Genomic DNA, 14667 nt, shown 5'->3' with positions numbered 1-14667 from the left:
GCTCCTTGTGCGGCGTACCGATGTACGCCTCCGCGTCGCTGTTTGCCTTCCTTGTTCTCATCGAAAAAATCGCATTCCCCACTAAACCAGATTTTTTTAACCCGGACGAATCTGTCCAGGGTCGTGTATGTGTAAAACCTGCCGGCGTCCGATTTTCGAGTCAGATTGGTGGCGCCGAGGAAGAGCGCGGAGGCGTGGCAGAGCCACGTCGCACAAGCGATGACGAAGGCAACGCCAATCTGGCCGAAAAGCGGGCGCCGTTTTAAGCTAGAAAGGTGCCTTGACCAGTGACCACGTTGGACTATTAATCGCCATATCCACATCCCTGGCAAAGATCGGAAAGCCATTATAGGCATGATAGGGACCAGAGTAATCCCAGCTGTGCATCTGGCGGAACGGAATGCCCATCTTCTGGAACAGGTACTTTTCCTTGATGCCGCTTCCCACAAGGTCGGGACGAAGCTTATGGACGAATTCCTCCAGTTCGTGTTCGGAGGCGTCATCGTAAATGACAGTCGCTTCGGGCATTTCTGGAGATGTTCGCTCATAGTCGTCGCCATGGGCAAACTCGTAGCCGCTTCCCACGACCGTCATCCCCAGATCGGCATAGGCGTTGACCGTGTGCCGGGGACGGAGACCGCCCACATAGAGCATCACCTTCTTTCCTTCCAGGCGGGGACGGTATTCGTCGATGACCGCCTGCATCAAAGGATCATACTTGGCAATGGCCGCTTCTACCTTCTCCTTGATAGTGTCGTCAAAAAAGTCGGCAATCTTCCGCAGGCTCTCCCTGATCTTGGTCGGACCGAAGAAGTTGAACTCCAGCCAGGGAATGCCGTATTTCTCTTCCATGACCCGGCACATGTAGTTCATGGAGCGGTAACAGTGGATCAGATTCAATTTCACCCTATGGGTGGCGGCGATCTTCTCCAGTTCGCCGTCGCCGGTCCAGACCGACTTGACGTTGAGGCCGATTTCTTCCAGCAGCGGCTTTACCGACCAGACGTCGCCGCCGATGTTGTAATCGCCGATAAGGGCGATGTCGTAAGGGGTTTCAGGCTCGGCAAACTCTCTGGTACCGATGATGTGGTCGCGAATGGTGTCGTTGCTGATATGGTGCCCCAGGGACTGGGAAACACCGCGGAACCCCTCGCAGTTGCAGGGGATGATCGGGATGTCCAGTTCCTTGGCCGACTGCTTTGCCACGGCGTTGATATCGTCGCCGATGAGGCCGACGGGGCATTCGGAAAGGACGGAAATGCCCTTGGCCAGCGGGAAAAGTTCCTTCGCCTCAACCAGCAGCTGCTTCAGTTTTTTGTCCCCCCCGTAGACGATATCCTTTTCCTGAAAATCGGAGGTAAACTGCATGGCGAACTGGTTGACCCCGTTGATGCCGGTCATGAGGTTACGCCGGGTTCCCCACGAGTACCAGCCGCAACCGACCGGTCCATGTGAAACATGGACCATATCGCGGATCGGCCCCCAGACAACCCCCTTGGCGCCTGCGTAGGCACACCCCCGGGCGCTCATGATTCCGGGAACCGTTTTGCGGTTGGATTTTACGCAAGCGCCTTCACCGGCATTGGGAGCCAAATGTGGAGCCCGTTTTTTCTTCGCTTTTTCGGGATAAATTTCAAGTGCTTCGTCGATCATGGACTGGGTCGACTCTTTGGTAATGCCTTCTATTTTCGTTATCGCATCTGACATAAGAAATCCCCTCTGTTTCGTTGTAAACCCCCCTCTATCCCCCCTATTTCATAGGGAGGAAGCGAACACTGTGAAGGGGGGTGGAGCCTCATTATACGGCTCCGCCAAAAGTCCATCTGAGGCGTTGCGGTTCATTTTTTAAACCAACTGGCGAACGATTTTGGAGTCAGTTCGGCGGCGCCGAGGAAGAGCGCGGAGGCGTGGCAACGCCACGTCGCACAAGCGATGACGAAGGCAACGCCGAAATGGCCCAAAAGCGTTCGTCACTTAGCAGCAGCCTCGGCTACGCCGACGACACTCTCATCCTCCGCCTCCATGATACCGTACTCCATGAGCAGGTCTTCCAGCTCTTCCATCTCCAGCGGCGTAGGAACCACCAGCATCTTGTTCTCGGATATCTTCTTCGCCAAGGTCCGGTACTCCTCTGCCTGTGGATGTTCCGGGGAATATTCGATGACCGTCATCCGGCGCATCTCAGCCCTTTGAACCTGATTGTCGCGGGGAACGAAGTGGATCATCTGGGTACCGAGTTTTGCTGCCAGGGCGCTGACCAGTTCAAATTCCTTGTCGGTCTTTCTGGCGTTGCAGATCAGGCCGCCGAGGCGGACCTTGCCGCTCGATGCGTACTTGAGGATCCCCTTGGAGATGTTGTTGGCGGCGTACATGGCCATCATCTCGCCGGAGCAAACGATGTAGATCTCTTCGGCCTTGTTCTCCCGGATCGGCATGGCGAACCCGCCGCAGACGACGTCGCCGAGAACGTCGTAGAAGACGAAGTCCAGGTCCGGAGTGTAGGCGCCGTTCTCTTCCAGAAAGTTGATGGCGGTGATGACGCCACGGCCGGCGCAGCCGACACCCGGCTCCGGGCCACCGGATTCGACGCACTTGGTGTCGCCGTAGCCGATCTTTAGAACATCTTCCAGCTCCAGATCCTCAACCGTCCCCAGTTCCCGCACCAGGTCCATGACCGTGTTCTGCGCCTTGGCGTGGAGGATGAGGCGGGTGGAGTCGGCCTTGGGATCGCAGCCGACGATCATCATCTTCTTGCCGAGGGAGGCGAGTCCCGCCACCAGATTCTGGGTTGTGGTTGACTTGCCGATGCCGCCCTTGCCGTAGATCGCTATCTGTCTCATGTTACTCTCCTTTTGCGGCCACTCATCCGTGGACCGCCGCTGATTTTGCGGGGCAACAAAAAAGGCGCCCCCATTTTCTTGAATGGTGGCGCCTTTGCCGGTGACTCGTATGAATACTGCAGCGTATTCTTTTATGTGATTATGTGCTTACCTTTTTGCATTGCTTATGCCAAGTTCTTAAATCTATTGTTTTTCACAATGTTTGCTCTATTTTCTCATCCAACACTTTAAAGAAATCAAGACAATTGCCGCTTTTTTAATCACTGCTGAATCATCATCAAGCGGCCCAGTTGTCTGCCTTATTATCCAGGTACAGCCTGGAGAGATCTTTATCGCTCAATGCCTGCTTGTTTCGTTGTGCGGTGGATCTGACCCGGCAAAGGAGCATCTTGGCTTCCTCCCGTTCCATGTGGATCCCCATGGAACGGTACCTTTCCATCAGTCCACTGGCGCCGGAGTGCTTGCCAACCACAAGGTGCCGCCTGAGCCCCACCTCTTCGGGATCAAACCCTTCATAGTTTGCAGGATCCTTGATAACCCCATCAGTATGGAGTCCCGACTCGTGGGAGAATACCCGTTCCCCCACCACGGCTTTCCAGGGGGGAACGGGCCGCCGGGAAGCGGAGCCTACCAGCTTCGAAATTTGATGAAACTGTCTGGTCTCGATTCCGAGCTCAATGCCCAATGCCAGTTTCAGGGCCATGACCACCTCTTCCAGGGCTGCATTGCCGGCACGCTCACCCAGGCCATTGACGGTGGTGTTGACAAAGCGTGCACCCGCCCTGATACCGGCAATGGCATTGGCCGTGGCCATGCCCAAATCGTTGTGGGTGTGGACCTCCAGGTCCAGTTCGGGCACTCCCCGGCGCAGCGCGGCTATATTGTCAAACATGGTAAATGGATCGAGAATACCGAGGGTGTCGCAGTAACGGAAGCGGTCGGCGCCAAATTCCAGGGCAATGGACATCAGTTCCAGGAGAAAAGGAATCTCCGCACGGCTTGAATCTTCGCCACCGACCGAGACATACAGCCCTTTTTTCTTGCAGAATTCAAGAGTCCGTTTTAACTGGTCCTTTACCCATTCTCTATTTTTGCCCAATTTATGGGCAATCATGATATCCGAGACGGAAAGGGAGATATCCACCGCCTTGACACCACAGGCAATGCTTGCCTCGATATCCTCCCTGACGGCGCGGTTCCAGGTAATAAGCCGGGCATTGAGCCCAAGGTCGACCAGGGCACGAATGGATGCTTGTTCATCTTTGCCCATGGCCGGTATGCCGCATTCCAGCTCCTGGATGCCCATGGCGTCGAGCATGGTGGCGATGGCGATCTTTTCCTTTTTGCTGAAAACCACACCTGCCGTCTGCTCGCCGTCACGAAGGGTGGTGTCATCGATAATGATACTGCTGCTGATTCCTTCCATGGCTCCCCCTTTTAAAGCAAAAACGCCCGAAGGAATTATTACTTCCCTCCGGGCGCCATTGCCGCTGGAAATCTTCCGTTGCACTTGTACTAGCACGACCTGTGCCACTGCCTCTTCAAGCTCCATACAATCCATATGGGTCTTTATCTCTGCGGTAAAATACTCTACACTCATGCCATGGTCGCAGCTCAAAAATTAATCAACATCCCCCTGAGGGAATTCGCCATACCTGTGCCCAGGAAAGGGAGCATCGAGGCCCTTTCGGGATACGGCCGCGCAGCCGCCGAGGGCCAGGAAATTCATCTCAAGGTGCAAAAGAAGCGGGCGAAGAGCGACGGGTCCTACCGCTCTGAAGTGGCCATCGGCGCAGAGTTTCAGAGGGAAGAGTTCTGCTTCCGGGTGGATGGGCGCATGGACGGCCTGTTTGATACCGAGCCGCCTAAAATTGAGGAGATAAAGTCTACTTTCAACCTGTCGGAACTGGCCCGCCGCCTTGACAATCAGCCGCTGGACCATCCCTACTGCCTGCAGCTGTTCAGTTACGGCTATTTTTACTGGCTCAGACAAGGAGTTATCCCTGAGTTATCCTTTCATCTGGTTTCTTCCCGTAGCGCTGACTCACTTGATCTGCCGCTGCAGCTGGATATTACTCTCTATGAACAGTGGCTGGAGGAAAGACTTGACGAACTGGTCAGGGAAACACGGTTGGCTGAAAAACGGGCAGCCCGGCGGCGAAAGATGGCCGCAGGCTTTGTCTTTCCCTTCCCTGATCCGCGCCCCGGCCAGATTGAACTCATGGAGACCATCGACCAGGGGATGAACGAAGGGAAACCGATGCTGATCCAGGCTCCCACCGGGTTGGGAAAAACGGTCGGCGTGCTCTACCCGGTACTGAAAGAGGCCTTGGGCAGGGGGCAGCAGGTCATCTACGTCACACCGAAAAACAGCCAGCATTCCGTTGCCGAAGATGCCGTCCGCCGTTTCCATGATACCGGTTCCCACCTCAAATCCCTCTCCATTACCGCCAAGGGAAAGATCTGCTTCAAGAACGAACCGTTGTGCAACCCTGAATTCTGCGAATATGCACTAGATTACTACACCAAGGTGTATGAATATGGCATTCGTGATCTTCTTGCCCGCAAAAGAAAGCTGACGGCGCGTAGTTTTCGGGAACTGGGGGAGAAATACCAGGTCTGTCCATTCGAATTGCAGCTTGAGGGGATGGAAGAGGCCGATGTGGTGATCTGCGACTACAATTACATCTTTGCCCCCAGATCGGCTCTCTCCGGCATGACCAACCCAGGTATCGACCAGACAGGCAAGGCGAATCTGGTCATCGACGAGGCACACAATCTTCCTTCAAGAGCGATGGAATGCTATTCGCCGGCGCTCTCCTCGGTGGTATTGGAGAAAATGCGTAATGAAATAAAATCTATCGCACAGCGTTTTCGCAGGGAAGCTGAAAACATTCTCGATGGCTGCCTCAGTACCGTTGCCTCCTGCGGCCATGGCAAAAAACCTGCTGTTATCGAGCCCCCTGTAGACGCATTTCTTGAGCAGGACATTCGACTGCGTACCCTTCTTACCCGCTACCTGGAGTCCATGGTGGAAATACAGCACCATGATGTCATTCTCCGTCTTAGTTTTTACTGGTCGGAATTCACCAACGCCCTTGAATATGCGGCAGACCCTGCGCGGGCAGAATTTTTCACCACCTGGCATCCAACCGGCACGGTCAAAATAACGTGCTGCGACGCCTCAGCCATGATCAGGGACTGCTATGACAATTATCAGCAAGTGGTGGCCTTTTCCGCCACGCTCAAACCATTCGACTACTATAAAACCCTTTCCGGACTGGACCTGGAAAAGACCCTGACGGCGGAGTTTACCTCCCCCTTCCCCACGCATCGGCGAAAGCTGATGCTGATCCCGCAGGTTTCAACCCGCTACAGCCAAAGGGAGCGGAATTATGCGAGGATCGCCGAAGCGGTGGTGCGCATTGCCTCCCTGCGCCGCGGCAATTATATCGTCTTCTTTCCCAGCTTTGATTTTCTCGAACGGTTGGCAGCGTTTTTCCAACTTCCTGCCGGTTTCTCCCTCATCCTGCAGGAGCGGAACATCAAGACCAGTCAAGTGAAAACGATCATGGAGCAGCTCCAGGAGACCAATGGGGCAAATATCGTTTTTGCCGTTCAGGGAGGGTCCCTGGCCGAAGGGATGGACTATGCCGGGGAAACGTTGATAGGTGCCTTCATTGTCGGACCGCCCCTGCCGAGCTTCGATCTGGAAAGGGAGGAGATGAGGCGCTATTATCAGCAGCGATACGGCGCCGGTTTCGACTATGCCTATATCATTCCCGCCATGGCCAAAGCGGTCCAGGCAGCCGGCAGAGTCATCCGCTCGGAGACCGATCGCGGTTTGATCGTCCTCATGGACAGCAGGTTCACGGAACCTGGTTACAGCCGTTCCATGCCCGCCGACTGGTTCCGGTCGGAGGCAAGGGAACTTGTTTCCGATAGTATTCTCGGAGAAGTGGACGAATTCTGGCGCAGTGGAGATGCGGATGAAGGTCTTGCCGCTGATGGTCTGTGTCAACCTTAAGTAAAAGAGCCTTTCTATTTCAGACGGCAAAGAAGCATTAAAGCAACCGCTGGCACAGCCACCGGCACGAGCCTATGGTTTTAAAAAATGGCGTACCCCGAAGAAGGAGGGATTCAAGGGTACGCCCAATAACACGTTTTGGAATCTTATAGAACCTGCCTTAACCGCTTGGCACCGCTGGTAAAGGTTCTCCAGCTGGTATCGAATTATCCTGCCCCCATTTATTCTTTTCCGCCAGCTGGTTTTATCCCATGTTTTTGCGCTGCCAGATTTATTCTGGCTTCGAGCGCTTTACGTTCTGTCTGAAGTTTACCGACCTTCTCCAAATCCATACCTTCATAGCCACGCTCGATGCCTGCATAGCCTTCCTGCTCCCTCAGTTCGGCATCCTTTGCCTTCAAAGCATTTCTCAAGGCGGCAGTCTCTTCCATAAATTGTCGATAAGCCGGGTTCTCGGCGCAAGCTTTCTGACCTGCGGCATCGAGCCCTGATGCAGATGCGATTCCGACTGAGAGCATACTCAATCCCAACATCATCATGGGAACTATTTTCTTTTTCATTGCCGCTCTCCTCTCGTACAGCTGTGTGATGGCATCTTGTTCGGGAATGCATTAACTCCGGCAACAGAGAGGGATTCCAAATTTCTCTCCTACAGTGTTGATTTGGCCTTTTAGCTCATCAAGCTCCGCCTCAAGTTCGCCTACTGTACTTGCATCGATACGATCGAAAGCATATTGCTCTCTAAGCTCCAGATCCTTCGCTTTTAAAGCACTGACCAAACCAGACGTTTCCTGAGTAAACTGCTGAAATATCTGCTTATCGGCACATTTTCCTTCTTCCCGGCATGAACCTGCAGCCGAAGCCGGCATTGCTGCCGCCACCATCCCCATTGCCAAAGCAATTCCTATAATAATTTTCCTTTTCATTTTTCTCTCTCCTTTAGAGTCGAAATATGTCAGGTGTAAGCCTGTACTTGTTAACTATTCAATATCAACATGCGTGCCAAAGAGCAGAAAGGACGTAACTACCTGGAATGAGGTTTGATTGTAGAACAAGAAAATGATAATGGTGATTAAATTTATAGAATAGTCTCCATTTATTATCTGCGATTGGAGGATATTCTCTATTTGAGGGCAGATGAACTGAACGATAATGGGGGGTAGGTTAATTAAAATCTGAATGAGGAAAGAGTTGAATAATTGTCTGGAGCAAACAGAGAGTGTGGTATTACAATTTATGCCATAAATCAATTACAATAAATCTTTAAAACCGTCGCTAATTATTCTGCTTGATAAAAGCCTCCCTGCAGTGCTCAGAACAAAAATAAAATATTCTGCCATCACGTTCTACTTTACTGGTTGCCGAGATTGAAGGGATGCGCATTCCACAGACAATATCGACCACCGTATTGTCTTTCTGGTAGAGCGGATGCGTTTCCAGGCGCAGATATGTATCTATGAAATCTACTATACGGTCTTCTACCCAGATGGCCAGTGCTTCTTCGTCGCTTTCAATGGAAAATTTTTCTTCCACAGTGAGTGTGTACTCCATCAGTACAGGAAGAATAGTCAGGTCATAGCGCGCCGTCAGGTATCCGTTACCAGGCAACAAGGAGATATTAAGCCTGACAGTGGCAGGAAATCTCGTTGTATGGGCAAATTCACAGGCACAGCTCAGATTCGAATCAAGGTTCATGATTTCCACTTTACCGTTGTCGAAGTATTTTTCCAGTTCCTTCAGGCGTGGAAGAATTACCTTTTCAATCCATACCTTGCCAACCGAAGCCAGCTGCTCACGCTCTTCAAGCAGGTCTTTCATTCTGCTGTCCAACTGCTGTTGTTGTTTAGCAAGGTCACGCTTATGCTGTTGAAGGCGGCTCGTAATCTTTTCGCCTAAAGTGGTTTCATTTACCATGACCTATCTCCTTTCATCGATATTATGCCTATCAATCACGAAATTTTTCATGGCATGCTGCACATGCCTCCTTTGCCTTCCTGAAGGCTGCTTTTGCACCGGCTTGATCTCTCTTTTTTGCCAGATCAAGCGTCGAGCTTACAGCCTGTTCAAGATCTCCTGCCAGCACAACATACTGTTTCTTCTGTTTGATATTCCTGTGGGGAGTGGATTTTTTCAGATCCGGAATCGCTAATAGAATTTGCCGTGTTGCTGCCTCAGCGGCAGCTGTGTCGCCTTCATCCAATGCTTTTTCCAGTCTGGCTGAAGCAGTGGAAAGCATCGGCATCATTGCATGCAGCTTCTTCATCTGGTGGGTATTCTTCGCCGCCTTGCCATGCTGTTCCGTACCATGAGCGAAAGTGGCTCCGTTAACTGCTAACGCAGAAAAAATGCAGATAAGACTGATGGTGCTTCTCATATACCCTCCATTTTTTAATGTTCCTTCACTTCCAGCTGCCAGACCTTATCCCCTTGCGCCTGCCTGCCCAGCTTGTCCACTACCTTCCAGCGCACGTGGACCGGCATCTGCTCCTTCAACTGCGCCCGATCCTTGGGTTTAAGGACGCCGGCCATGTCGAATACCGAGTGGTAAAGATCACCGGGGAGTTGTTCGCCATCCCCGGACATCAGCTTCAGCTCTTCAACCTCCACAGGACGGTCGAAATAGGCATCGACTTCTTCGATCTCTTTTGCTCCTTTATCCCTGAGGGCCACCACACTGAGAAGTCTGGGAGGCCCCGGTGGCCTGATTGCAGTTTCGTCTGCTACCACCTTGAGAGGGTTTTGGCTCCCGTCTTCCAGAATATGGACAGTGGAAACTCCCTTGAATTGCTGAAGAGTCAGAGCAATGGCAAGAGGAAGGCTTTCAGGAACCTTACTGAGAGTTACCGTTACGGCACCCTTATCATCGGTTATGGAAACGATTCGGGTTCCCGGTGGCGAGGTCATAAACTCGCCCTGGTAGCTGCCTGTATCCATGCCGCTCAAGAGCCGCTCTATGGCAATCTTTTTCATGCTTGCTTCATCGAAGGTGAAGAAAGGAAACGGTACGACCTTTGATGGTTCTTTGGCCAAGGGGAAATAGATGACAAACGCGAACGCAGTTCCTTTGTCCACTGGGGGAGCAGGGCCGAAAGCTTTTTCGTAGGCAGATGTGGTAGTGACTTTTCCTGGCTCGGATGAATTTTCTTGCTGTTTGCAACCCGCGTTCGCAGACAGTGCTAAAATCAGAATAACTATGGCATGAGTGATTTTCATCAATGGAACCCGGAAATAATGGGGGGTGGTTTATAGCAAACCACCCCCTCCGTTTTTCAAATTCTTACTGTGTGGAGTAAACTTTTTGTTACCTGTTAATTCCCTTTGGTTATGTCTTCGAGAAGTTTGTTCGCCTCTTTCAGCTTGTCTTCCAGATTCTTCAGCTCTTCGGCGCTATAGTTCTTGTTGCCTTTTTTAACCTCACTCTGGAGTCGTTTAATTTTCTGCTGGATAGACTCGGCCTGAAGGGCGCACTGCCTTACACCCTCTTTTGTGTCCATCTTCATGTTGCCATGCTCGGCAGCCAAAACCGGCATCGCACCGAACAGCCCAACTGCCATCACGATTACAGCCCATTTTTTCATAAACATGTCCTCCTTCAGGAAAATCGGAGAGGCAACTCTCCGTAAAACACAACATTGGAAGCCCTACTTCACGGTGTACCAAAACTTGGAGCTGCGAACCTTTCCGTCCTTCAACTTGAATTTGGACATTATACCGTACTTCCCTTTTTTGGCTAATTCGAAGTCGGCGCCAAAGTGTCCTTGCATTCCCATTAAATCCTTTGTCTGCTCTGCTTTATCGGGGCCCTGAACCTTGACCTTAACATCACCCTCAGTCAAGGCTTTGCCGGTTTTGGCGTCTTTGAACTCGACAGCAATATGATGAGTCTCTTTCATCTCTTTAGGCATTTCCATCTTCATGGCTTTCATGTGCTCTTTCATGCTCATGACCTTAAAGGTCGCCTTGACACCATCTACTACCTCTTCATGGGCAACATCGCCCTGACGTCCACCATGACCCATATCATGACCACCTCCATGATTCATGGCAGCAAAGGATGCAATGGGAGCTGTTAAAGCAAAAAGCGCTGCGATCAGTACCGTCATTTTCTTCATGTTACGGTTTCTCCTTTAACTGAGAGTATTTTGTAAAGATGTTCCATGTAGAGCATTTGTCATGCCAGCAGATAAGTTCCCGGTATTTAACCGTTTAAGACTTGAACAAGCAGATAGTCATAGAGAATATTCAACACTTGCGAAGGATATTCTACTATATAGTTTCCATCCGGAAACTCCGGATGAGAAACTAGTGGTTTCCGATTCGGAAAGAGGGGATTTTTTGTTCTGGCAAGGAAATCAAGGGCTTGCGCGGAGACGTACATCGGTACGTCGCACAAGTAAGCCCGCAGATTGACGCCGCCAGGGCAGAAAAGCACCCTTTCCGGATGGAAACTATATAATCATTGAGTTTCAATGGCCAGAATGACCACCTCTACCATAACTCCCATTGCCGTAATTTCCATTGCCGTAATAACTCCGATCAGAGCTGCCGGTAGTACCATCAAATACAGCGCAGGCTTGCAGCATCCATAGGCCCGCTAATAACAAAACAAACGATAATTTCTTCTTCATCCGGAATTCCCTCCCCTTATTAGTGCTTCATGCCGGAGTATTTGAGTTTCCCTTTTTTCAGGTCATGCTTCTTCATCAGGACAAAGATAACCGGCGTCATAATCAACACATGAATCGCCGAAGAAATCATCCCGCCGATCATCGGTGCTGCAATCGGTTTCATCACGTCGGCGCCGGTGCCCGATGACCACATGATCGGCACCAAACCCAGGAGGGCGACGGCAACGGTCATCAGCTTCGGCCGCAGTCGCAGAACCGCCCCCTCGAAGGTTGCATCATAGATATCCTGCTCGGTGCAGGGGCCATTGATCAGCTTCTTGTCCAAGGCCTCATGGAGGTAAATGACCATCACCACCCCGGTCTCCACGGCAATGCCGTAGAGGGCGATGAAGCCGACCCAGACCGCCACCGACATGTTATATCCTAACGCCGATACCAGATAGACTCCCCCTATCAGGGCGAAAGGAACCGAAAGCATGACCATGCTCGCCTCCAGTGCCGAATGGAAGGTGAAGTAGAGGAGGATGAAGATGATCAGGATTCCGGCCGGCACCAGCATCTGCAGGCGGGCCTTGGCTCGAATCTGGTTTTCCCACTGGCCGGACCAGGCCACGTAGTATCCGGGAGGCAGCTTCAGCTGCTTTTCCAGCACTTCCTTGGCCTCGGTGACGAAGCCCCCCATGTCCCGGCCGCGGACGTTAAGAAAGACCAGCGAACGTAATAGCCCTCCTTCGCTGTTGATCTCGGGGGCTCCGGTGGAGATCTTGAGCTTCGTAACCAGGGACAGCGGCACCTGGGCGCCTTCCATACCTGAAACCAGGATACGGCGGATGGCGGGGATGCTGTCCCGGTAGTCGCGCAGGTAGCGGATGCGGATCGGGAAACGGTTGCGCCCTTCTACGGTGGTTGAGAGCATCTCGCCACCAAGGGATGTTTCGATGACATCCTGAATATCCCCGACCTTGACCCCGTAGCGGGCGGCTGCCTCACGGTCGATGTCGATGTCGATGTAATTGCCGCCGGTAACCCGCTCTGCAACAACATCAGCAGCACCGGGAATGGGTTTGAGGATCGCCTCCGCCTGTACCGCCAGATCTTTCAGCACATTCAGGTCATTGCCGAAGATCTTTACCCCCAGGTCGGTCCGCACCCCGGTGGAGAGCATGTTGATGCGGTTGATGATCGGCTGGGTCCAGCCGTTGCGCACGCCGGGAATCTGCAGTTTGGCATCCAGTTCGGCAACGATATCAGCCTTCTTGATTCCCGGCCGCCACTGGTCCTTGGGCTTGAGAATGATGATGCTCTCGAACATGGAGACCGGCGCCGGGTCGGTGGAGGTCTCGGCACGCCCTACCTTGCCAAGCACATGCTCCACCTCGGGGACACTTTTTATGATGGTGTCCTGCACCAGGATCAGGCGCTTCGCCTCGGTGATGGAGACGTTGGGCAGGGTGACCGGCATGTAGAGGAGCGATCCCTCATCAAGGGGGGGCATGAATTCGGAGCCGAGATTCATGAACATGGGTATGGCAATCAGCAGGGCCACGACGTTCAAGGCAATGGTGGTCTTTTTCCACACCAGAACCCAGCGAATGACCGGCGAATAGAGCCTGATAAAGAAAGTGGAGACCGGGTTGCTGCTCTCTGGTGGCATCTTGCCCCGCATGAAGAAATACATCAGTACCGGCACCAGGGTGATGGCGATGAAGGCAGAGCCCATCATGGAGAAGGTCTTGGTGAAGGCCAGGGGGTGGAACATCTTTCCTTCCTGCCCTTCCAGGAGGAAGACCGGCACAAAGGAAAGGATGATGATGGCAAGGGAAAAGAAAATTGCCCGGCCGACCTGTTTGGCACTGGTGATGATCACTTCGAGCCGCTTTGCCGCCCGCTCTTCCGGCGGCATCTCCGACAGGTGGCGGTAGCAGTTTTCCACCATGATGACCCCGGCATCCACCAGGACCCCGATGGCGATGGCGATACCCCCAAGGGACATGATGTTGGAGGTGACCCCCATCAGTTTCATGGTGATGAAGGAGATGAGCACGGCGATGGGGAGGGTCAGGACAATGACCAGGGCGCTCTGGAAGTGCAGCAGGAAGATGAGAATGACCAGGGAAACGACGATGGACTCTTCCAGTAATGAGTGTTTGAGGGTGTCGATGGCCCGGGCGATCAGGTCGGAACGGTCATAGGAGACCATGATTTTCACGCCGGGAGGTAGCCCCTTCTCCAACTCCTTGATCTTGACCTTGACCCGGTCGATGACATCCTTGGCATTCTCGCCGTAGCGCATGACGACGATGCCGCCGACCGCCTCGCCTTGGCCGTTCATATCGAGCATGCCCCGGCGTATGGCGCCCCCCATCTGCACTGTGCCCAGGTTTTTCACATAGATTGGGGTTCCGCGCATGTCGGCGCCGACGACAATGTTCTCCAGGTCCGCCTTGGACTGCACATAGCCCCGGCCACGGATGAGATATTCGGCATCGGCCTGCTCGATGAGTTTGCCCCCCACGTCCTTATTGGAGGCCTTGACCGCCTCCATGACCTTGCCCACCGGCAATCCGTAGGCAAAGAGCTTGTTGGGGTCCAGGTCGATCTGGTATTCGCGCACCAGGCCCCCGATGGAAGCAACCTCGGCCACCCCCTGGACAGTGTTCAGCTGGTAGCGGACAAACCAGTCCTGCAGGGTCCTGAGCTGCGCCAGGTCATAGCCTTTCCCCTCGATGGTGTACCAGAAGACATGGCCGACACCGGTGCCGTCAGGGCCCAAGGTCGGCACCACCCCCGGCGGCAGCAGCGATGCGGCATAGTTCAGCCGTTCGAGAACGCGAGTCCTCGCCCAATAGATGTCCGCCTTGTCCTCGAAGATGACATAAATCATGGAGAAGCCGAAGGCCGAAGAGGCACGCACGGCGCGCACCTGGGGCAGTCCCTGCAGGTTTACCGCCAAGGGATAGGTGACCTGGTCTTCCACCACCTGGGGTGACCGGCCGGGATACTCGGTAAAGACGATCACCTGGTTGTCGGACAAGTCCGGGATGGCATCCACTGGGGTCTTGTAGACCGACCAGACACCCCAGGCAATGATCAGGCCGAAGATCATCAGGATGATGACCCGGTTACGGGCGGAATATTCGATAATTTTTTCGATCATGTGAGAACCTGATAA

13 protein-coding genes are annotated in these 14667 nt (G+C 53.0%); 2 read left to right on the top strand and 11 right to left on the bottom strand.

Annotated features, from left to right (window positions below; genetic code table 11):
* Positions 1-20: 20 nt before the first annotated feature.
* The gene (locus tag GEOB_RS20335) at positions 21-266 is read left to right on the top strand and encodes a hypothetical protein (RefSeq protein WP_012647656.1); all 246 of its coding nucleotides are present in this window, start codon (positions 21-23) and stop codon (positions 264-266) included.
* A 1-nt stretch (position 267) separates the two neighbouring features.
* Here GEOB_RS20335 and nifD read toward each other — a convergent pair whose 3' ends face one another.
* The 3 genes from nifD to nifV form a co-directional block, all read right to left on the bottom strand.
* Positions 268-1707, bottom strand: coding sequence for a nitrogenase molybdenum-iron protein alpha chain (nifD, locus tag GEOB_RS12770; protein ID WP_012647655.1), 1440 nt, complete (start codon positions 1705-1707; stop codon positions 268-270).
* Positions 1708-1970: 263 nt separating this feature from the next.
* Entirely contained in the window at positions 1971-2840 is an 870-nt protein-coding gene (nifH, locus tag GEOB_RS12765) for a nitrogenase iron protein (RefSeq protein WP_012647654.1), read from the bottom strand.
* Between the two features lie 277 nt (positions 2841-3117).
* Complete coding sequence (nifV, locus tag GEOB_RS12760) at positions 3118-4266, bottom strand: homocitrate synthase (RefSeq protein WP_012647653.1); 1149 nt, start codon at positions 4264-4266, stop codon at positions 3118-3120.
* A gap of 135 nt (positions 4267-4401) precedes the next feature.
* Here nifV and GEOB_RS12755 point away from each other — a divergent pair, with 135 nt between their 5' ends.
* Complete coding sequence (locus GEOB_RS12755; RefSeq protein WP_230198938.1) at positions 4402-6867, top strand: ATP-dependent DNA helicase; 2466 nt, start codon at positions 4402-4404, stop codon at positions 6865-6867.
* A gap of 221 nt (positions 6868-7088) precedes the next feature.
* On the opposite strand, the gene GEOB_RS12750 is transcribed toward GEOB_RS12755, so the two are convergent.
* The 8 genes from GEOB_RS12750 to GEOB_RS12715 form a co-directional block, all read right to left on the bottom strand.
* The gene (locus tag GEOB_RS12750) at positions 7089-7427 is read right to left on the bottom strand and encodes a hypothetical protein (RefSeq protein WP_012647651.1); all 339 of its coding nucleotides are present in this window, start codon (positions 7425-7427) and stop codon (positions 7089-7091) included.
* Between the two features lie 51 nt (positions 7428-7478).
* Positions 7479-7793 (bottom strand): hypothetical protein, encoded by a 315-nt coding sequence (locus GEOB_RS12745; RefSeq protein ID WP_012647650.1) that lies wholly within the window; start codon positions 7791-7793, stop codon positions 7479-7481.
* A gap of 349 nt (positions 7794-8142) precedes the next feature.
* Positions 8143-8781 (bottom strand): YHS domain-containing protein, encoded by a 639-nt coding sequence (locus tag GEOB_RS12740; RefSeq protein ID WP_012647649.1) that lies wholly within the window; start codon positions 8779-8781, stop codon positions 8143-8145.
* 31 nt (positions 8782-8812) lie between these two features.
* On the bottom strand, positions 8813-9241 hold the full coding sequence (locus GEOB_RS12735; RefSeq protein ID WP_012647648.1) for a cytochrome c: 429 nt from the start codon (positions 9239-9241) through the stop codon (positions 8813-8815).
* Between the two features lie 14 nt (positions 9242-9255).
* Positions 9256-10080 (bottom strand): GerMN domain-containing protein, encoded by an 825-nt coding sequence (locus tag GEOB_RS12730; protein WP_012647647.1) that lies wholly within the window; start codon positions 10078-10080, stop codon positions 9256-9258.
* 95 nt (positions 10081-10175) lie between these two features.
* Positions 10176-10445 (bottom strand): hypothetical protein, encoded by a 270-nt coding sequence (locus tag GEOB_RS12725; protein ID WP_012647646.1) that lies wholly within the window; start codon positions 10443-10445, stop codon positions 10176-10178.
* 63 nt (positions 10446-10508) lie between these two features.
* Positions 10509-10979: a hypothetical protein gene (locus tag GEOB_RS12720; protein ID WP_012647645.1), complete on the bottom strand. Its 471-nt coding sequence runs from the start codon at positions 10977-10979 to the stop codon at positions 10509-10511.
* A 535-nt stretch (positions 10980-11514) separates the two neighbouring features.
* Positions 11515-14652: an efflux RND transporter permease subunit gene (locus GEOB_RS12715; RefSeq protein WP_012647644.1), complete on the bottom strand. Its 3138-nt coding sequence runs from the start codon at positions 14650-14652 to the stop codon at positions 11515-11517.
* Positions 14653-14667 lie beyond the last annotated feature (15 nt).

This window comes from Geotalea daltonii FRC-32 (genome assembly GCF_000022265.1).
In the GTDB taxonomy this organism is placed as follows: domain Bacteria; phylum Desulfobacterota; class Desulfuromonadia; order Geobacterales; family Geobacteraceae; genus Geotalea; species Geotalea daltonii.
This window is presented reverse-complemented; position numbering and strand designations above follow the sequence as displayed.